Origin of the sequence: Sphingobium phenoxybenzoativorans (assembly GCF_001757355.1) — a bacterium.
GTDB classification, from domain to species: Bacteria; Pseudomonadota; Alphaproteobacteria; order Sphingomonadales; family Sphingomonadaceae; genus Sphingobium; species Sphingobium phenoxybenzoativorans.
On the sequence record NZ_MINO01000002.1, the window covers coordinates 203145 to 221415 of the forward strand.

Here is an 18271-nt window from a genome sequence, read left to right on the forward strand (position 1 = left end):
TGATCTTCCGCCTTTGCAAACATCAAATGCGGAAGGCTGGCCGATTTTTCGTGGCGCCGCGCATCAGGTCCAACTGCCGGGGGACTTTTTGTCCCGGTCTATGGCCATGATGATGCCAATGCACAGCATCACCGTGAGCATTGATGACCCGCCATAGGACATGAAGGGCAGGGGAATGCCGACGACCGGGGCAAGGCCCATGACCATCAACGTATTGATCGCGACGTAGAAGAATATGGTGGTGGTGAGTCCGGCGGCGGCAAGCCGGGAGAATTTGTCCTGGGTTCTGAGCGCTACCCTGATGCCCCAGCGGAACAGCAGCCCGAACGCCACGATCAGGGCGATGCCGCCCACCAATCCCCACTCCTCCGCCATCGTTGCGAATACGAAGTCGGTGTGTCCTTCCGGCAGATAGTCGAGGTGGCTTTGCGTGCCGTTGAGGAAGCCCTTGCCGAAAATACCGCCGGAGCCGATGGCGATCTTCGACTGGCTGATATGATATCCCGCGCCAAGCGGATCGCTTTCGGGATCGAGGAAGATGAGTACCCGTTTCTGCTGATAGTCATGCAGGAAGCTGAAGGCGACCGGGATCGCGGCGGCGACCGCCAGGCCGGACCCGATGAACAGGCGCAGCGGCAAGCCGGCAAGAAACATCACGGTAACGCCTCCGGCCACGATCATGGTGGATGTGCCAAGGTCTGGCTGGATAAGCACCAGAACGGCGGGAAAGCCGATCAGGGTAAGCGCGGGCCATATGGCGGCCCAACGCCGCAATTCTCCCACCGGAAGCCGCGCATAAAATTGGGCAACGGCCAGCACGATCATCGGCTTCATGAATTCCGACGGCTGCAATTGCATAAAGCCCAGATTTATCCACCGCTGACTGCCGCCGGCAACGCCGCCGATCAGTTCCACAAGCACCAGAGCGATAAGAACACAGGCATAGCCGGGAAGCGCGATTTTCGAGAAAAGGGAAACCGGCAGGCGGGACAGGGTGAGCGCCATGGCCAGGAATATGCAGAAGCGAGCGCCCTGGTTTATCGCCCAGGGCGTAAGGCTCCCCCCAGCAGCGCTGTAGAGCACCACTGTTCCAAAGCTGGCGATGCAGGTGAGCAGGATGAGCAGCCGCCATGGCAGGCTGGCTATGGGGGCGGGGACCAGGCTGCTCATTCGGGCACATCCCCGTCATGCGCGGCGTTGGAAGGGGGTTGGGCCGCATCCTCGGCCGCGTTCGCCACATTCGCCGCATTGGCGTCCGTCGGCGGCGCGGCATCGCCTGGCACGGCGGCCAGACCCTTGGCCCGGCGATATTCGGCCATCTGCGCCGCCAGCCGGGTGGCCGGTGGACCGCCCCAGTCCTTCTCATATTTTTCCAGCCGTTCCACCGCTTTGGCTGGATCGAACAGATAGCTGATGACATCGGCCGATATCATTGGCGCGTCCTGTATCCGGCTGACATGGCCGCCATGCTCGATGATCGTGCCGACGGCGTAGCGGGGATTGTCATAGGGCGCGAATCCCTGAAACAGCGCATGGTCGCGCAGCTTGAATGGCAGGGAGGCATTGCCTCGCACGCCGCCTGCGCGTTCCGCCATCGTGATGCGCCGCACCTGCGCCGTGCCGGTTTTGCCCGCCATCAGCACGTCAGGCACCGGAAGGCGGGCGGCGCCCCCGGTGCCGCCACCGTTCACGACCGCGCTCATGGCGTTGTGGATGACCGAAAGATGCTCCTGCGACACGCCCAGAGCCTTGGGAGGCTGGCGGTTCGCCTTGTACATCAATTGCGGCATCAACTCCTTGCCCGAAGCGATGCGCGAGGCCATGACGGCAAGCTGGGTCGGGTTAATGAGCATATAGCCTTGCCCGATTGTGGCGTTTACCGTGTCGTAAATCTGCCAATCCTGCTGATATTTGCGCAGTTTCCATGCCGGGTCGGGTACGGTGCCATAGCTTTGACTGGGATAGGGCAGGGGGAATTTCTGGCCCATGCCCAGCCGCCGGGCCATATCGGCGATCACCTGCATGCCCATCCGTTGCGCCATCACATAGAAATAGATGTCGCAGCTTTGCGCGATCCCTCGATGCATGTTGACGGCGCCATGGCCGCGACGGCTCCAGCAGTGGAACAGGGCATTGCCGACGCGGATGGCTCCGGAGCAATTCACCGTTTCCTCCGGGCGCAGGCCAGCCTCCAGAAAGGCCAGGGCAGCCATTGGCTTGACGGTCGAACCGGGGGGATAGAGGCCCTTGAGCGTCTTGTTGCGCAGGGGCACATGATCATCCTGCGACAACATATCCCATTCCGCGTGGGAAATGCCGTCCGAGAAGCTGTTCGGATCGTAGCTGGGCATCGATGCCATCGCCAGCAGGTCCCCGCTGTGACAATCGATGACCACCACTGACCCAGATTGCGTGCCAAGGCGCCGGCCGGCATATTCCTGCAATCCCGCGTCGATGGTCATGCGGATCGTCTTGCCCGGCGTGTCGGGACGCGTGGTCAATTCCCGTACGATCTTGCCGCGAGCGGTGACTTCCACCCGCTTTGCGCCCGGTTTCCCGGTCAGTTCGCGTTCCAGGCTGCTTTCCAGGCCGTCCTTTCCGATCTTGAATCCCGGCGTGATCAGAAGGGGGTCGCGCCGCGTCTCATAATCCTTGGCCGACGCCGTGCCGACATAGCCGATGAGATGGCCAACGGCGGCCCCGGCCGGATAATGCCGGGAAAAACCCTGAGCGGGCGCGACGCCGGGCAAATCGGGCAGGCGGACGCTGACAGCGGCATATTGTTCGTAATCGAGATTGGCGGCGACCTCCACCGGCTGGAAACCGGCCGCCTTTTCCAGATCCTCATGGATGCGTTCGACCTCATCCGGCTGGATGGCCAGAATCCGCGCGAGGCTGGCGATGGTCGCATCCTTGTCCCGCAACCGGTCAGGAATGATGTCGACGCGGAAATCGGTGCGGTTGTTGGCGAGCGGGCGGCCGTGACGATCAACGATCCATCCGCGCCGGGGCGGGATGAGGGTCAGGTTGACGCGGTTGCTTTCGGAAAGAAGTTGATATTTCTCATTTTCCGCGACGCTGATCCAGGCCATCCGCCCGGCCAGAAGCAGGCCGACGCCCCCCTGTATGCCGCCCAGAACCATGGCGCGGCGCGTGAAGGAGAAGGACTGGCTTGCCTGGGTAACGATCTTGCCGCTGGACTTGCCGAATTTCATGCCATGATGCGCCAGCGATCAAGCCACGCACACTGACGCGCGACGAACGGGTAAAGCAGTACGGACCACAGAATCTGCGGCGCAATCAGCATCATCGTTCCCCCGCCGCCGGTAAGGCGCGCGAACAAGAGACCCCCTGAAAGGCAGAAGATAATCGCAGCGGCGGCGATAAGCCAGTCCTGCCAATAATCCCTCCAGTAGAGTTGCCGCTCCGTGGAATCGATACCGATCAGGGTGATCGTCCACAGGAACATGGCGCTGCCCAGCGGCTGGCCGCTCATCACGTCATCGAACAGGCCGAGGGGCAGGGCGATCCACGCCTGCCACAGCTCCGGCCGCAACAGCCGCCACGATAGGAGCAGCAGCAGACCGAACGGCGGCATGACCGGCGAGGACACCACGACGGGCAAAGCCGTCGCCATAGAGCCAAGCATGACCGTAATCACCGGCGTTCCCTCCAGCCGGAAGCGGGAGGGGTGATTGCCGAGTTTCGGGCCTTGCGGGATCATTGCGCCACGCTCACGGCGTTGTCCGCGGACGTGGCGGGCGCGGTATTGGCCGAGTTTGGAGCGGTCGCCGGAGGAAGTGCGACAGGAGCGGCAGGTTGCCGGCCCGTGCTTTGCTGCTTGCTCGTGCCCGGCGATCTGGCCAGGCTTTCCTCGAACGGGCGCTGCACCATCACCATCTCGACGCGCGCCGGGCTGGCAAGCGGCACCGCAACGGCGTCATCCCCGGCGATCCGCACCACGATCGCCACTGGAATGTTCGGCTGGTACAGGCCGCCGGTTCCGGAAGTGACCAATATGTCGCCGGGCTTGAACGGGTTGCGCCCCGCGCTCAGGGATTTGATCTGCAGCGATCCGTCATCCGCGCCGGTGGATATGCCCGCGATATTGTCGGTCGAACGACGGACGGGCACGACATTGCTGCTGTCGGTAAGAAGCAGAACATCGGACGTGTTGGGACCGGCCGTATAGATGCGGCCGATGAGCCCTTCCGGCGCACGCACGGGCATGCCGGGATAGGCCCCTTGCGACCGGCCTGCGTTAAGACGCGCCAGCCGCCGTGTGCTGGACGACGAGGAACTGATCAGGCGAGCGGTCGCCACTTCATCCTTTTCCTCCTCCACCAGTTTGAGCAGCTTCTTGAGCCGGACATTCTCCTGCTCAATGGCGGCCGCTTCGATCAGGCGGGTGCGGTTTATGTCCACCTGGCGGCGCAGGGACACATTCTGTGAGCCTGCCCGGTAAAAGGCGGCGATCCGTTCGTCGACGGTGCCGATTCCGCTGACAAGTTCCTTAAGGCCAGAAGACGCCGGGCGCGTGATTTCCGCGCCAGCGGATCGGATCGCGGCGAAACCGGTCGGGTCGAACATGGCTATGATGATCAGCAGCAGGCCGGCCAGCGCTCCGGTGACGGCAACGACATAGCTTGCAAAGAGGCTATATTGCGCCTTCCGGTTCTGGCCGGGGCGCCGGCTGGGCGGCCGCGCCATCTTTTATCCCCTTTTACGCCTAAGCGGTCTGCAACACGCCCCGGAACATCGGATCTTCCATCGCGCGGCCGGTGCCGATCGCGACGCAGGTCAATGGATCCTCTGCGACGGTGACGGGCAGGCCGGTCTCGTCGCGCAGTTCGTCATCCAGACCCTTGAGCAGCGCGCCGCCGCCAGTGAGCACGATGCCCTGATCGACGATATCCGCCGCCAGTTCCGGCGCGGTATTCTCCAGCGCGATGCGCACGCCCTCGACGATGGTGCTGATCGGTTCGGCCAGCGCGTCGGCAATCTGGCCCTGATTGATCGAGATTTCCTTCGGAACGCCGTTTACGAGGTCGCGGCCCTTGATGTGGATCGTCTCGCCTACGCCGTCGCTGGGCGCCTGCGCCACGCCATATTGCTTCTTGATCCGCTCGGCCGTCGCTTCGCCGATCAACAGATTATGATGGCGGCGGACATAGGAGACGATGGCTTCGTCCATCTTGTCGCCGCCGACGCGGACGGACGTGGTGTAGGCCAGGCCGCGCAGCGAGAGCACGGCGACCTCAGTGGTGCCGCCGCCGATATCGACGACCATCGAACCGATCGGCTCGGTCACGGGCATGTCGGCGCCGATCGCGGCGGCCATCGGCTCCTCGATCAGGAACACCTGACTCGCGCCCGCATTGCTGGCGGCATCGCGGATAGCGCGGCGCTCGACGCTGGTGGAGCCGGAGGGGACGCAGATCACGATTTCGGGGAAGCGCCACGGGCGCGCCTTGCCGCCATGTACCTTCGTGATGAAGTGCTTGATCATCTGCTCGGCGACGTCGATGTCGGCGATGACGCCGTCGCGCAGCGGCCGGATGGCCTCAATCGAATCGGGGGTCTTGCCCATCATCAGCTTGGCGTCGTCGCCGACCGCCTTCACCCGCTTGATGCCGTTCAGCGTCTCCACCGCCACCACGGACGGCTCGTTGAGGACGATGCCGCGTCCGCGCACATAGACCACGGTGTTGGCGGTTCCGAGGTCGATGGCCATGTCCTGAGAGGAGAATTTGAACAAACGCGAGAAGACCGACATGCTGTTTCCTGTCCCGTGCGAAGGCCCCGGAGCGCTCAGGGACACCGCGCAATATTCATCTGTTTTCCGCATAGCACGGCCTGAACGGGCGAAATATTTGTCGGGCGGCGGGTCGCGGAAAGCGTTCGCTTGGGCTAGTCCCTGACATATGTCAATACGCCGCCTGCCCGAGCATCTGGTCAATCGCATCGCCGCGGGCGAAGTGGTGGAGAGACCGGCCAGCGCGCTCAAGGAATTGGTTGAAAACGCCATCGACGCCAGTGCCCGGCGAATCGCTGTCCGGCTGTCCAATGGCGGGCTGGACGGGATAGAGGTCAGCGACGATGGGTGCGGCATGAGCCGCGCCGACATGGCCCTCGCCCTGGAACGGCACGCCACGTCAAAGCTTCCCGACGATGCGATAGAAATGGTTTCGACGCTGGGTTTCCGCGGCGAAGCGCTGCCCTCCATCGCCAGTGTCGCGCGCATGTCCATCGAAAGCCGGCCGGATGGGGCCGAAGGATGGCAGCGAGTCGTCGATAATGGAGCCCTGCTTTCCGAAGGGCCGGCCGCCATCCCGCGCGGCACGCGGATCAAGGTGGAGCAGCTTTTCGCGCGTGTGCCCGCGCGCCGGAAATTCCTGCGTTCCGCGCGATCGGAATATGCCGCCTGTCTGGATGTCGTGAGGCGTCTGGCGATGGCGCGGCCCGACATCGCCTTCTCCCTGGAACATGACGGCCGCCGCGCGCTGGGCGTGCAGGCTGACGAAGGGCGTGAGGACCGAGTCGCGGCGCTGACCGACCGGGCGCTGGCCGACAATCACGTCGTCATTGATCTGATCCGGGACGGCACTGCGCTGACGGGGGTGGCGGGTCTGCCCACCTATAATCGCGGTGTGGCCGACCATCAGTTTCTGTTCGTCAACGGCCGCCCGGTGCGGGACCGGCTGCTCGTCGGCGCCGTCCGCGCCGCGTATGCCGACATGCTGGCGCGGGACAGGCATCCCGTCGTCGCGCTGTTTCTGGATATGCCGCCCGGCGAGGTCGATGTGAATGTGCATCCGGCCAAGACTGAAGTGCGGTTCCGTGAACCCGCGTTGATCCGCGGCATGATCGTCAGCGGCATTCGCCGTGCGCTCGATGATGCCGGTTTTCGATCCGTGCAGCGGGCGGACCCGGCGGGACTGGGAGCATGGCGCGCCGAGCCTGTTTCCCCCACACCCATTGGGACGATGCCCATTTTCGATGCGGCGGGGCAGACAGCGATCCTGCTGGACCGCGCGCCGAACTATCAATCCGTCGCTGACCGCCGTCCATCCTTCCTGACGCCGCCGCCGATGGCGCGAGCGGAGACGGCGGAGCAGGCCCCGCCAGAGGCGCAGAGCTTCCCGCTGGGCGTTGCGCGCGGGCAGGTGGCCAAGACCTATATTGTTGCGGAGGCTGAGGACGGGCTGGTGCTGGTCGATCAGCATGCGGCGCATGAGCGCCTGGTGCTGGAGCGGATACGGCGGGCAATGGATGGGGCAGGCGTGCCGTCGCAGGCGTTGCTTCTGCCGGAGGTGGTGGAACTGGACGAACCCGCCTGCGACCGGCTGGAGGCGCGCATTGCCGAATTGTCGGAATTTGGGCTGGAACTGGAACGCTTCGGTCCCGCGGCCATGCTCGTTCGGGCCACGCCCGCCATGCTGGGGGCGGGCGATGTGCAGGGGCTGGTCAATGACCTCGCCGATGACCTTGCCGCGTACGACTCCGCGCTGAGCCTGAAGGAGCGGCTGGACCATGTGGCGGCGACGATGGCCTGCCACGGGTCGGTCAGGGCCGGGCGCGTCCTGTCAGTCACTGAAATGAACGCCCTGCTCCGCGAGATGGAGGTCACGCCTCGCAGCGGCCAATGCAATCACGGCCGCCCGACTTGGGTAAAGCTGGGTCACGCCGATATAGAGAAGCTGTTCGGGCGGAAATGATCCGAAGGCGGGGCTTTCCTACCGTCCCGCTTCCGTTGCCATCCGCACCGCCAGTCCACCCAGCACGGTCGCCATCAGCCAGCGCTGAATGGTCGCCCAGCTTGGACGCTGCACGAGCAGGGTGGCGATGGAGCCTGCCGTCATGGCGATCAGGGCATTGACCGCGACGCTGATCGCGATTTGCGTGCCGCCCAGAATGAGTGACTGGCCAAGAACATGGCCGCGCGCGGGATCTATAAACTGAGGCAGCAGCGACAGGTAGATTACCGCGACCTTGGGATTGAGCAGGTTGGTCATGAAGCCCATGACGAACAGCCGTCGCGGGGAATCCGGCGGAAGATCGCGGACCTGGAAGGGTGACCGGCCGCCGGGCCGGATTGCCTGCCATGCCAGCCAGAGCAGGTACAGCGCCCCAGCGAAGCGAAGCGCATCATAGGCGAACGGCACCGCCATCAGCAGCGCGGTGATGCCAAGAGCGGCGCAGAGCATGTAAAACAGGAAGCCTGCCGCCACGCCGCCAAGCGAGATCAGGCCAGCGCGCCGCCCCTGACAGATGGATCGCGAAATGAGGTAGAGCATGTTCGGGCCGGGCGTCAGCACCATGCCCAGCGCGATCAGGGCGAAGGCGGCGAGATTGGCGAGCGTCGGCATGGCGGTCCCCCTATGGTCGGCGGTTCCATGGGGGATAGCGGGGTGGTTAATCAAGACATGTTTTGCCGGGGTAGGGAAAGTCCGCCTATGCTGGATCGTCTGGCCGGGTGCGGATGATCAGGATCGCGATCATGGTCATTACCGGCGCATCATCCTGATTGATGACTGTCGTGAGCACGCGGACGACGCCCCGGTCGGGCTTGCTGCGGGACGGGATTTTTTCCAGCACTTCCGATTCGCAGCGCAATATGTCGCCGGGATAGACGGGGCGCAGCCAGCGAAGCTCGTCGATCCCTATCGCTCCCAGGCTGGATTCCTGAACGCCGGGCCTTTCCTGCATGCGGGCGACGGTCATCGCCATCATCATGGAACCTGTGTGCCACCCGCTCGCCGCCAGCCTGCGGAAATGGGTGGGGGCGGCGCCCTCGTCGGACAGGTGAAAGGGTTGGGCGTCATATTTCGACGCGAAGCCGATCACTTCTTCGCGCGTCACCTCATAACGGCCGAAACTGTCCTTCGCGCCGACCTCAATATCTTCAAACCATGCTGTCATGACCGATCGACTATGGCGTGGCGGAGAGCCGGTCAAGCGTCGCCGGGTCACCATCGCCCGGCTGTGGCGCGACACCGATAAGCCGGGCCAGCAGGGGATAGACATCGACATTGTCGAAGCCGGGTTTGACCGGAACGCCCCTGCGGATTGCGGGGCCGTTTGCGATGAACAGCGCCGCCATATCCGGCGCTGCATTGTCATAGCCGTGCGTGCCGCCGGACGACGCTTCTTTCGGCGCTGTCTTTTCGATCAGCCAGCCGTTTTCCGCGAGGCAGAAATAAGGCGGGACGCGCGGATTGGCGCCGTAATGGAGGCGCGCGGGAATGTCCGCCTTCCGCCAGCAATTCAAATGAGCGTGCGGTTTAAGCAGCGCCGCCTCCAGTTCCTTCTCATGACCGGGAACGGGGTAGATGCTGGCGAAGGGGCCAGTCTCCAGCACGCGATAGTCGGCCGGATCGGCAAGCGTGTCGAGCGCGATCCAGCGATCGGTGGATGTCGCCGCCATGCCATGATCGGAGACGATGACAAGATTTGCTGTCTGGCCCAGCATAGCCAGGCCGCTGGTCAGCCTGCCGATGCTCCGGTCCACCTGCGCGATGGCGTCACGGGTCTGCGCCGCATCCGGCCCGAACTGATGACCGGCGGTGTCCACCGTATCGAAATAGAGCGTCAGGAAACCGGGACGGGTGCCGGCCGGGCGGCGGAGCCAGTCGATCACGGCATCGACGCGCTGGTCTCCGGTGACTGTCTGGTTGAACTGCAGCCAGTTTGACGGGCGCGTGCCCCCGGCGATCGGGTTCGGCCATTTGGGATCGCGAATGCCGCCCCAGGCGACGTTAGAGCCGGGCCAGAACATCGTTGCCGTTCGCACCCCCGCCTTTTCCGCGGCGACCCAGATGGGTTCAGCCTCATTCCACCAGAAGGGATCATCGCTCGCCATGGTGAACGTCTCGCCCGGACGGCGCGCATCCTCCATGCTGTTGGCGACGATGCCATTATGGTCGGGCCGCTTGCCGGTGACGATGGCCCAGTGATTGGGGAAAGTCTTTGACGGAAAGGAGGGGCGCATGGACGCGCTGACGCCCTCGGCCGCAAGCCTTGAGAGATTGGGCGTCACGCCCCGATCCAGATAGTCGGGCCGGAAGCCGTCTATCGAAATCAGAATGGTGACGGGTGGCCGCGCATCCTGCCCGGCCGGCATTGTGGGCCGCTCTCGCACGGGCGCGCAGGCGGCGGCCATGAGCAGGAAAGAGAGGAAAACAACACGCAGAAACAGCGGCATCAGCGAATCCCGTTCGTCTATCCTCCCCCTAACAGAGACCCGGTGACGGAACCATGACGCCACCGGGTCTCTTTGGATCAATCGCCGAGCGAGAGTTTGGCGAATGCGGTCAATCCGACCGGATTTTTGCCATAGGCCGCATCCAGCGCGCGGGGCTTGTCATAGATGGCAGCCGATCCGCCTAGAGCGAGGCCGAACATCTTGCCGAGAGGGATGCGATAGGCATAGCCCGCCTGCATCTTCGTCACCCGGAACGCCGCGCCATGCAGCGGGTCACCCTCCGGGAACAGCTCGTCATTCTCGACATTCTCGATCCGGCCGAACAGATTGTGGCCGCTTGCCGGATTCCAGTTCGCCTCCAGCAGCCAGGCGGTCAGCACAGGTCCGGGAAGGCGGTTCTTGGCGGAGAAGGCGCCGATTACGGACAGCCGGTCATCGCCATAGCTGACACTCGCCGTCAGCCGCCCTTCATCCTCATCGTCATGCAGGGCTTCCGGGCTTTTGATCCGGCCATAGCTGAGTTGCGCCGCCCAGTTGGACGAAGGACTCCACGTCCCGCGTACGGACCAGCTATCGAGCTTTGGCGTTTCAATGCCCCATCGTTCCTCGTCCGGCTCACGGCCGCGGAAGGCCGACGCCTCGATCTGGAACGCGCTGGCGGAAACGCCAGCCGTCACCACGCCATAGGTGATATGGGTGCTGTCGAACCAATGATGGGTGATCGGCGCTTCCGCATTGTAGCGGGAGGAACGGCGCATCATGAAGGCGCTTGGCCCCAGTGCGGGTTCGCCGACCGGGCCGCCATAGAGGAAGGCGGATGCGCCGGGGGCGATATCCACATCGATCCGCGCCGCCAGTTCCATGAACAGGTCATGAGGGTGCTGCCGGTCGATCAGGGCGATGCCGTTCGCCGTCTCTCCAGTCGCGAAAAGATTTGGGTAGCCGCGCGCTGACATCAGCGGTTCCAGGCTGAACATGGATTTGAGCGTCAGCCGCGCGCCATCGCCCAGCGGACGTTCGGCGGTCGCCATCAGCATCGACTGGACATAGGCTTTGTCATCGCCGCGCGCGCCGCCCTGATCGGTATAGACGCCCCAGGCATATCCATGCGCCATCAGCATCCAGTCGCCGGTCATGACGTGGAGGCCGTTCATGCTGCCCTCCACGCCCGGTATGCGGGCGGTGCCGGAACCTATGCTGGCGCGGTTCCGTTTTGGGGCCGCCGGCAAGATCATGGTTCCATCATCCAGTACCGATCCTTCGGTGTAATGGTCGATGGTATTGCCATGATCCATCTGGCCATGATCTCCTTGGCCATGTTCAGTATGGCCGTGGTCCATCATGCTGTGATCCATATCCTGCGCCATTGCGGGTATGGAAATCCCCGCCGCAGGCATTGCAATCGCCGCCGCAGCCGGAGCCACGACTCGCCAATATCGTCTGTTCATTGTGAGTATCCTGTCTGTAAACGCAATTAGGAAGTCGAGGGTCTTCCGATGGTTCAGACGAGGCGTTTGGGAGGGGGCGTTTCCGGCGCGGGCGCAGACGCCAGGCGCAGGGAAGGGGCCGTGCGATCATGCCGCAAGGCAAGGACGTGGCGGACCGAAGCTGCAAAACGCGCAATGCCGTGGGTCGGCGGAATGCAGCCTATGCATTCATGCGCGGCCATCGCTTTGGCGGGCATGGGGTCTGGGGATGACGGCGCATGCCCCTCATGTCCATGATGCGAGACGGCAGGCTCCTGGGCAGGCGCAGGCTCGGCGCAATGCGCCCCGGCCAGTGCGGGAGCCGTCAGACAGGCGATCAGAAGGGCGATGAGCAGGCGCATGTGGGGCGCTGATACAGGATTGGCGCCGCCCTAGCCACCCGTCACAACAGAAATGGCGTAATTTCGCGCCAAGCCGCCAATTTCCTATCGCGGGGGAGGCCAGCATAGGCGGCGCTGGAGGACGGAAGGTCGATCAGCGCATAGCGATCAACGTCCGCCAGTTGCCTGCGTCCGCGCCGGGCCGCCTCGCCGCCGTTAAAGGCGATGGCGCGCAAATCCGGCAACGTCGCGGCAAGTCCGACGAGGTCGCGATGCGTGGCGTCGCGGATCGCGCCGTCCAGGCTGCCCTGCCGCCACGCCGTGGCGATGACGTCCCAAAGGCCGATGTGGCGCGCTTTCAGCCGGGCCAGGCGTTCGGCATAGGGCAGGGCTGGCAGCGGTTCGCCAATGACTTCGCCGACCAGCCACCAGAAGGCGTTGGTGGGATGGGCGTAATATTCGTTTGCCGCCAACGAGCGTTCGCCGGGCAGGCTACCAAGGATCAGGACGCGGGTCTGCGCGTCGATGCTGGGCGGGAAGGCGGATTTGAGGGAAGTCACCTTAGCTCTACCCTCAAGTGCTCCTGCGAAAGCAGGAGTCCAGAGGATGGGGCGGAACGCGGGGCACTGGATTCCTGCTTTCGCAGGAATACCGTACAATCACACATTAAACCGGAAAAGCATGATGTCGCCGTCCTGGGTGACATATTCCTTGCCTTCCGCGCGCCACTTGCCCGCCTCCTTGGCTCCCGCCTCGCCATTATATTGGACATAGTCGGCATAGGCCATGGTTTCGGCGCGGATGAAGCCTTTCTCAAAATCGCTGTGGATCGCGCCGGCCGCCTGCGGGGCTTTCGAACCGCGCGTCACTGTCCAGGCGCGGGCTTCCTTCGGGCCGACGGTGAAGAAGGTGATGAGGCCAAGCAGTTCATAGCCCGCGCGGATGATGCGGGCGAGACCGGCTTCGGTCAGGCCCAGAGCCTCCAGATATTCGCCGCGCTCCTCAACCGGCATGGTGATCAGCTCAGCCTCGATCGCGGCGGAAACGATGACCGCCTTTGCGCCCTCTGCGGCTGCCTTTTCGAACACGCGGGCGGAATAGGCATTGCCTTCCGATGCCGCGGCTTCCTCGACATTGCACACATAGAGGACGGGCTTGGCGGTCAACAACTGCGCCTGTTCGAACAGGCGGGCTTCCTCCACATCCTTGGGCTGGGTCAGGCGTGCGGGCTTGCCCTCGCGCAGCAGGTCGAGCGCCTGGCCGAGCACGGCGGCCGCCGCCTTGGCTTCCTTGTCGCCCTGCTGCCCTTTTTTCAACAGGTTGGGAACGCGCTTTTCCAGGCTTTCGAGGTCGGCGAGCATCAGTTCGGTCTCGACCGTTTCCGCGTCGGCGATCGGATCGACCTTGCCCTCGACATGGGTGATGTCGTCATCCTCGAAACAGCGCAGGACATGGACGATGGCGTCGGTCTCACGGATGTTGGCGAGGAACTGGTTGCCCAGACCCTCGCCCTTCGATGCGCCGCGCACAAGACCGGCGATATCGACGAAGGCGAGTTGCGTCTCGATGATCTTGGCGGAGCCGCCGATCTTGGCAATCTGCTGCAGCCGGTCGTCGGGCACCGCGACGCGGCCCTCGTTCGGTTCAATCGTGCAGAAGGGATAGTTGGCCGCCTGCGCCGCCTGCGTTTCCGTCAGCGCGTTGAACAGGGTCGACTTGCCGACATTGGGGAGGCCGACGATACCGCAACGAAAACCCATGAGACTATCCTGTATGCTGGCCCGCAATCTGGCCTGTAATCCTGAAAGTAGCGCCCGATACAGGCTTAGGCGCGGATTGGCCAGTGGCTTGGGCGATGCAGCGGGAAACGCGCCAGCGACAAAATGTAACCTCGCGGACATCTCTCGAAAATGCAGGGTCATTATCGGCCCGATCCCATGCGAAAATTGCTTCCGGCCCTGATGGCCGCCGCCCTTGTCCTGCTTCCCGCGATGGCGCAGGCCGAGACCCGGCATGACGAACAACTGTGGATCAACCTGACCGTGATGGGGCCGGTATCCGGCGATCTTGTCTATTTCGGCGAGCTGCAGCCGCGTTTTGGCGATGGCGTGTCGCGGACGGAGACGGCGATCATGCGCGGGGCGATCGGCTGGCGGTTCAGCCCGGCCGTCACTCTGTATCAGGGCTATGCCCATGTCGTGCAGCCGGTCGATGGCGGCCGCGACGTGAATGAGGAGCGCAGTTTCCAGCAGATAAGCTGGAACATCGGCAAGCCCTGGGGCGGGGAGCTGTCGTCCCGGACGCGGCTGGAGCAGCGCTGGCGATCCGACGGACGCGACATGGGGTGGCGCGCGCGGGAGATGTTAAGGTACGAAAAGCCGCTGAAGCCGGGCGTTCAGGGGCCAAGCGCATTGATATATTCCGAACTGTTCGTCGCGCTGAACGATACGGATTGGGGCGCGCGGGGCGGATTCGACCAGATCCGCAACTTTGTGGGGCTGGAGATTCCGGTAAAGGGAGCCACGACGATCGAGGCGGGGTATCTGAACCAGTGGATCGACCAGGGCGCCGGGCGTAGCCGGATGAACCATGCCGCCGCGATCAGCCTGTGGGTGCGGCATTAGGGTTTATTATATTCAGGCGGATGCCAAGACGTGCTCCTGCGAAAGCAGGAGCCCAGGCCCACGCTCCAAACTGGGCTCCTGCTTTCGCAGGAGCACGTTGTATTTCAGATTATCGGTGCGGGCCTTATTTTAGTCCACCAAACGCCCCGCCACATCGCTCATAAAGCGGACATCATCATTCTTCGCCAGCCATTCCGCCTCTGCGCCGATGGCGGCGAGCATGTCGGATAGCGGGTCCATCTCGACCCTTGCGTAATTGCCGAGCACATAGCCGTGCACACGGTCCTTGTGCCCCGGATGGCCGATGCCGATACGCACCCGGCGGAACGGGTTGCCGATATGCGCCTCGGTCGAGCGCAGACCGTTATGCCCGGCGGTGCCGCCGCCGCGCTTCACCTTCACCTTCATGGGCGCAAGGTCCAGTTCGTCGTGAAAGACGGTGACGTCCTCGGCGGCGAGCTTGTAGAAGCGCATGGCTTCGCCAACGGCGCGGCCGCTTTCGTTCATGAAGGTAGCGGGCTTCAGGAGCGCGATCTTTTCCGGGCCGATGCGGCCTTCGGAAAACCAGCCCTGAAACTGGCGTTTCGGCGCGGAAAAGCCGTACATCTCCGCCAGAACATCGGCGGCCATGAAGCCGACATTATGCCGGTTGAGGGCATATTGCGGACCCGGATTGCCAAGGCCGACCCAGAGTTGCACGGCATATTCCCCAAAAATAAACCCCGTTCGTCCTGAGCTTGTCGAAGGAATGCCTGATCTTCAAGGAAGAACAGGGCTTCGACAGGCTCAGCCCGAACGGGGATAAGCGGTGCGAGAAAGAAAGGCTTACGCCTCTGCTTCACCCTCCGCCGCAGTCTCGTTGTCGCCTTCCTGGCTCTTGAGCGCGGACGGGGCGACGATGGTCGCGATGGTGAAGTCGCGGTCCTCAATGGCCGACTTCGCGCCCTTGGGCAGCGTGACGGCGCTGATGTGGATCGAATCGCCGACATCGAAGCCGGTCAGGTCGACGACCACGTCATCGGGAATTTCGGCCGCATCGACGATCAGTTCGACTTCGTGGCGAACGATGTTCAGCACGCCGCCGCGCTTCAGGCCGGGCGAGGCTTCCTCATTCTTGAACAGGACGGGCACATTCACGTGTACCGAAGCATGTTCGGACACGCGCAGGAAATCGACATGCAGCGGGCGATCGGTAACCGGATGGAAGGCAACGTCCTTCGGCAGGGTGCGAACGCCGTTCACCATCACCACCGAGTTGAAGAAGTGGCCGGTTCCAAGGAGCTTCACCAGCGCCTTTTCTTCGACGTGGACGATCGACGGTTCTTCATTATTGCCATAAATGACGGCGGGTACGCGGCCCTCGCGGCGGAGAGCGCGGGAGGCTCCCTTGCCTGCCCGATCGCGTGCCTCGGCCGACAGCGTAAGCTGATCGCTCATTGCATGTCTCCAAAAGCTGTTTGAGTGTTCATGCCCGTCACGCCTCCAGGGATGACCATGCCGGGACGCGGGGCCATTAGCGGGGGATGGTGGGAAAAGCAAGGGGGGTAGGACGCGGGCGGCTATGCTCCCCTACACCCGTTCGTCCTGAGTAGGCATTGAGCTCGTCGAAATGCCGTATCGAAGGATTGAGGCAGGGCGCTTCGATACGAGCCTTCGCCTTCGCTCAGTCTCTACTCAGCACGAACGGAGATTGCAGTCGGCGCTACGCTTTCGATCGCTCCGCAATATGGGCGTCGATGTTCCGGCCCAGCACGGTCATCGGCACATTGCCGCCCTTGACGACTGCATCGTCGAACAGGCGCAGATCATATTTGCCGCCCAGTTCCGCCTTTGCTTTCTCGCGCAGGCGGACGATCTCGCTGTGCCCGACCTTGTATCCGCAGGCCTGGCCCGGCCATGCGCAATAACGGTCGACCTCGCCCTGGACTTCCTCGACCGTGGAGCCGTTGGTGCTGGCGAACCAGTCTATCGCCTGCTGCCTTGTCCATTTCTTGGCATGCAGGCCGGTGTCGACGACAAGGCGGCAGGCGCGGAAGGAGATGGACTGGAGATAACCGAGCTTGCCGACCGTATCGCCTTCATAGACGCCCAACTCGTCGGCAAGCTGTTCGGCATAAAGCGCCCAGCCCTCCGAATAGGCGTTGAAGGCGAGGAGGGAGCGGACCAGCGGCAGCTTGAACGTATATTCGCCCTGCCAGATATGGCCGGGAATGCCCTCATGATAGCTGAGCGTCGGCAGCGACTGGCGCGGCCACATGCTCGTATCGCGCAGATTGATGTAATAATTGCCCGGCACCGATCCATCCATCGTGCCCGGCCCGGCATAGCCGCCAGGCGCGCCCGCCTCGATCTCCACAGGGACGCGCTTCACGATCAGCCGGCCGGGGACCAGTGTGGCGAAGGCGCGGGGCAGGCGGGTGCGGATGTCGGCGATACGGCCGTTGATATAATCCAGAATTTGCTGCCGCCCGGCATCGGTGTTCGGGAACAGATATTTGGGATCATTGCCCAAAGCCGTCATCCGCTCACCCACAGTGCCCTGGGTCATGCCAAGACTCTTGAGCAGCGTGTCCATTTCCGACTGGAGCGCCTTGAGCTGATCCAGGCCCATAGCATGCACTTCATCCGGCGACATGGTGGTCGTCGTTCCGGCCTTCAGCGCCCAGGCATAATAGGCTTCGCCATCCTTCAGCTTCCATACGCCTGCGTCATCGGTCGCCTTCGCGCGATGGGCGGTCAGTTCGGCGACCTGCCGGTTAAGGGCGGGCGCGACCTTGTCTGTAACAATCTTGAGCGCCTTCGCGCCATAGTCGCCGGGATAATCCTTCGCGCGTTTCGCGATTGACGTGACCGGGACCCATTGGTCGAGCGGCTGGGCGAGTGCGCCCTGCTGTTGCTTCAATGTCTTGTCGAGCAGGAAGGAAGGCAGGATCACGCCCCGCGCCGCATCCGCCTTCAGCCGCTGCGTTTCCCCGTCCAGATTTCGGGCATAGCTTTCCAGCCGGGCGAGATAGGCGTCGGCATCGGCCGGGGACGCGATCTGGTGGCCGCTATCCAGGAAATCCGGGGTTTCGACGAACGCGCCGGTATTCTGCGCCACGACATAGGGCGAATTGCGGTAAGACCAGTTGCTGTTGATCGCGGCCATGTCGCCAAAGGGAAAGGCGAAACCCTCCAGTGCGGTCTCATGCGCTGTGCGCACGACATCGACATCCGTGGCGGTCCCGGCGGAGAGAGCCTTGAGGTCGATGGCCTTGAGCTTCTTCAGGCGCGACAAGGCGTGGTTCTTCGTCGCTTCGATACCGGCGGGCGTGCGGTCGAACAGGCGCGACTTGAGCGGCGCGCGCGCATCCTTGTCTATGCCCAGGCTGGTCGCGCTTTCCGGATAATCGGCGAGCATCTGCTCCGCCATGTCGGACAGAGTTGCTTCCGCCTTGGCGTCGCTCGACTGGGCAGCGTTTGCCGGGAAGGTGGACAGGGCAAGGGTCGCGCCCGATGCGATCAGGAAATCGCGGCGGCTGGTGGTTATGGGGGAGGGCATTGGGGGAGGTCTCCGGCTTTATCTTTGCCGGGGTTATGGGCCTGGTGTTTCGCCTTGGCAACACAGGCGGTGGTAATGGCGTCTATTATACCTTG

Annotated in this window: 17 protein-coding genes; 2 read left to right on the forward strand and 15 right to left on the reverse strand. The window is 63.4% G+C overall.

Features of this window, described 5'->3' with window-relative positions:
- Nucleotides 1-63 precede the first annotated feature (63 nt).
- The 5 genes from rodA to BHQ40_RS02340 are packed head-to-tail and all read right to left on the reverse strand — an operon-like array spanning nt 64 to nt 5776.
- A complete protein-coding gene (gene rodA / locus BHQ40_RS02320) occupies nt 64-1170 on the reverse strand; it encodes a rod shape-determining protein RodA (RefSeq protein ID WP_070151756.1) in 1107 nt (368 codons plus the stop codon).
- Nucleotides 1167-3215, reverse strand: a complete 2049-nt coding sequence (gene mrdA, locus BHQ40_RS02325) for a penicillin-binding protein 2 (RefSeq protein WP_070151758.1) — start codon at nt 3213-3215, stop codon at nt 1167-1169. The genes rodA and mrdA overlap by 4 nt, the downstream gene beginning before the upstream one ends.
- Nucleotides 3212-3724, reverse strand: a complete 513-nt coding sequence (gene mreD / locus BHQ40_RS02330) for a rod shape-determining protein MreD (RefSeq protein ID WP_070151760.1) — start codon at nt 3722-3724, stop codon at nt 3212-3214. The genes mrdA and mreD overlap by 4 nt, the downstream gene beginning before the upstream one ends.
- Nucleotides 3721-4710 (reverse strand): rod shape-determining protein MreC, encoded by a 990-nt coding sequence (mreC, locus tag BHQ40_RS02335; protein WP_083276635.1) that lies wholly within the window; start codon nt 4708-4710, stop codon nt 3721-3723. Before mreC ends, mreD begins: the two co-directional genes overlap by 4 nt.
- A gap of 19 nt (nt 4711-4729) precedes the next feature.
- On the reverse strand, nt 4730-5776 hold the full coding sequence (locus BHQ40_RS02340) for a rod shape-determining protein (RefSeq protein WP_070151762.1): 1047 nt from the start codon (nt 5774-5776) through the stop codon (nt 4730-4732).
- A 148-nt stretch (nt 5777-5924) separates the two neighbouring features.
- Between BHQ40_RS02340 and mutL the strand changes: the two genes are divergently transcribed.
- On the forward strand, nt 5925-7718 hold the full coding sequence (gene mutL, locus BHQ40_RS02345; RefSeq protein WP_070151764.1) for a DNA mismatch repair endonuclease MutL: 1794 nt from the start codon (nt 5925-5927) through the stop codon (nt 7716-7718).
- An 18-nt stretch (nt 7719-7736) separates the two neighbouring features.
- Here the strand turns inward: mutL and BHQ40_RS02350 are convergent, their stop codons facing one another.
- The 7 genes from BHQ40_RS02350 to ychF all read right to left on the reverse strand — a co-directional run bounded on the left by BHQ40_RS02350 (nt 7737) and on the right by ychF (nt 13771).
- Nucleotides 7737-8369 (reverse strand): LysE family translocator, encoded by a 633-nt coding sequence (locus BHQ40_RS02350; protein WP_070151766.1) that lies wholly within the window; start codon nt 8367-8369, stop codon nt 7737-7739.
- An 85-nt stretch (nt 8370-8454) separates the two neighbouring features.
- Nucleotides 8455-8922: a MaoC family dehydratase gene (locus BHQ40_RS02355; protein ID WP_070151768.1), complete on the reverse strand. Its 468-nt coding sequence runs from the start codon at nt 8920-8922 to the stop codon at nt 8455-8457.
- 10 nt (nt 8923-8932) lie between these two features.
- The gene (locus BHQ40_RS02360; protein ID WP_070151770.1) at nt 8933-10204 is read right to left on the reverse strand and encodes an alkaline phosphatase family protein; all 1272 of its coding nucleotides are present in this window, start codon (nt 10202-10204) and stop codon (nt 8933-8935) included.
- 77 nt (nt 10205-10281) lie between these two features.
- The gene (locus BHQ40_RS02365) at nt 10282-11652 is read right to left on the reverse strand and encodes a hypothetical protein (protein ID WP_253183222.1); all 1371 of its coding nucleotides are present in this window, start codon (nt 11650-11652) and stop codon (nt 10282-10284) included.
- Nucleotides 11653-11705: 53 nt separating this feature from the next.
- Nucleotides 11706-12032 (reverse strand): hypothetical protein, encoded by a 327-nt coding sequence (locus tag BHQ40_RS02370; RefSeq protein WP_070151772.1) that lies wholly within the window; start codon nt 12030-12032, stop codon nt 11706-11708.
- Between the two features lie 41 nt (nt 12033-12073).
- Entirely contained in the window at nt 12074-12571 is a 498-nt protein-coding gene (locus BHQ40_RS02375) for a DNA-deoxyinosine glycosylase (protein ID WP_070151774.1), read from the reverse strand.
- A gap of 99 nt (nt 12572-12670) precedes the next feature.
- Nucleotides 12671-13771 carry a redox-regulated ATPase YchF gene (ychF, locus tag BHQ40_RS02380; RefSeq protein ID WP_070151775.1) on the reverse strand — a complete coding sequence of 367 codons (1101 nt, stop codon included), beginning with the start codon at nt 13769-13771 and terminating at the stop codon, nt 12671-12673.
- A gap of 177 nt (nt 13772-13948) precedes the next feature.
- On the opposite strand from ychF, the gene BHQ40_RS02385 reads away from it, so the two are divergent.
- Complete coding sequence (locus BHQ40_RS02385; RefSeq protein WP_070151836.1) at nt 13949-14635, forward strand: DUF2490 domain-containing protein; 687 nt, start codon at nt 13949-13951, stop codon at nt 14633-14635.
- Nucleotides 14636-14764: 129 nt separating this feature from the next.
- On the opposite strand, the gene pth is transcribed toward BHQ40_RS02385, so the two are convergent.
- The 3 genes from pth to BHQ40_RS02400 form a co-directional block, all read right to left on the reverse strand.
- Nucleotides 14765-15334, reverse strand: a complete 570-nt coding sequence (gene pth, locus BHQ40_RS02390; protein WP_070151777.1) for an aminoacyl-tRNA hydrolase — start codon at nt 15332-15334, stop codon at nt 14765-14767.
- 126 nt (nt 15335-15460) lie between these two features.
- Nucleotides 15461-16072 (reverse strand): 50S ribosomal protein L25/general stress protein Ctc, encoded by a 612-nt coding sequence (locus BHQ40_RS02395; RefSeq protein WP_070151779.1) that lies wholly within the window; start codon nt 16070-16072, stop codon nt 15461-15463.
- A gap of 265 nt (nt 16073-16337) precedes the next feature.
- Nucleotides 16338-18164: a DUF885 domain-containing protein gene (locus BHQ40_RS02400; protein ID WP_070151838.1), complete on the reverse strand. Its 1827-nt coding sequence runs from the start codon at nt 18162-18164 to the stop codon at nt 16338-16340.
- Nucleotides 18165-18271 lie beyond the last annotated feature (107 nt).

What these genes read in the sequence shown, in the direction of transcription:
- rodA (WP_070151756.1), bottom strand. Translation starts at nt 1,170, where the DNA reads ATGAGCAGCCTGGTCCCCGCCCCCATAGCCAGCCTGCCATGGCGGCTG.
- mrdA (WP_070151758.1), bottom strand. Translation starts at nt 3,215, where the DNA reads ATGAAATTCGGCAAGTCCAGCGGCAAGATCGTTACCCAGGCAAGCCAG.
- mreD (WP_070151760.1), bottom strand. Translation starts at nt 3,724, where the DNA reads ATGATCCCGCAAGGCCCGAAACTCGGCAATCACCCCTCCCGCTTCCGG.
- mreC (WP_083276635.1), bottom strand. Translation starts at nt 4,710, where the DNA reads ATGGCGCGGCCGCCCAGCCGGCGCCCCGGCCAGAACCGGAAGGCGCAA.
- BHQ40_RS02340 (WP_070151762.1), bottom strand. Translation starts at nt 5,776, where the DNA reads ATGTCGGTCTTCTCGCGTTTGTTCAAATTCTCCTCTCAGGACATGGCC.
- mutL (WP_070151764.1), top strand. Translation starts at nt 5,925, where the DNA reads ATGTCAATACGCCGCCTGCCCGAGCATCTGGTCAATCGCATCGCCGCG.
- BHQ40_RS02350 (WP_070151766.1), bottom strand. Translation starts at nt 8,369, where the DNA reads ATGCCGACGCTCGCCAATCTCGCCGCCTTCGCCCTGATCGCGCTGGGC.
- BHQ40_RS02355 (WP_070151768.1), bottom strand. Translation starts at nt 8,922, where the DNA reads ATGACAGCATGGTTTGAAGATATTGAGGTCGGCGCGAAGGACAGTTTC.
- BHQ40_RS02360 (WP_070151770.1), bottom strand. Translation starts at nt 10,204, where the DNA reads ATGCCGCTGTTTCTGCGTGTTGTTTTCCTCTCTTTCCTGCTCATGGCC.
- BHQ40_RS02365 (WP_253183222.1), bottom strand. Translation starts at nt 11,652, where the DNA reads ATGAACAGACGATATTGGCGAGTCGTGGCTCCGGCTGCGGCGGCGATT.
- BHQ40_RS02370 (WP_070151772.1), bottom strand. Translation starts at nt 12,032, where the DNA reads ATGCGCCTGCTCATCGCCCTTCTGATCGCCTGTCTGACGGCTCCCGCA.
- ychF (WP_070151775.1), bottom strand. Translation starts at nt 13,771, where the DNA reads ATGGGTTTTCGTTGCGGTATCGTCGGCCTCCCCAATGTCGGCAAGTCG.
- BHQ40_RS02385 (WP_070151836.1), top strand. Translation starts at nt 13,949, where the DNA reads ATGCGAAAATTGCTTCCGGCCCTGATGGCCGCCGCCCTTGTCCTGCTT.
- BHQ40_RS02395 (WP_070151779.1), bottom strand. Translation starts at nt 16,072, where the DNA reads ATGAGCGATCAGCTTACGCTGTCGGCCGAGGCACGCGATCGGGCAGGC.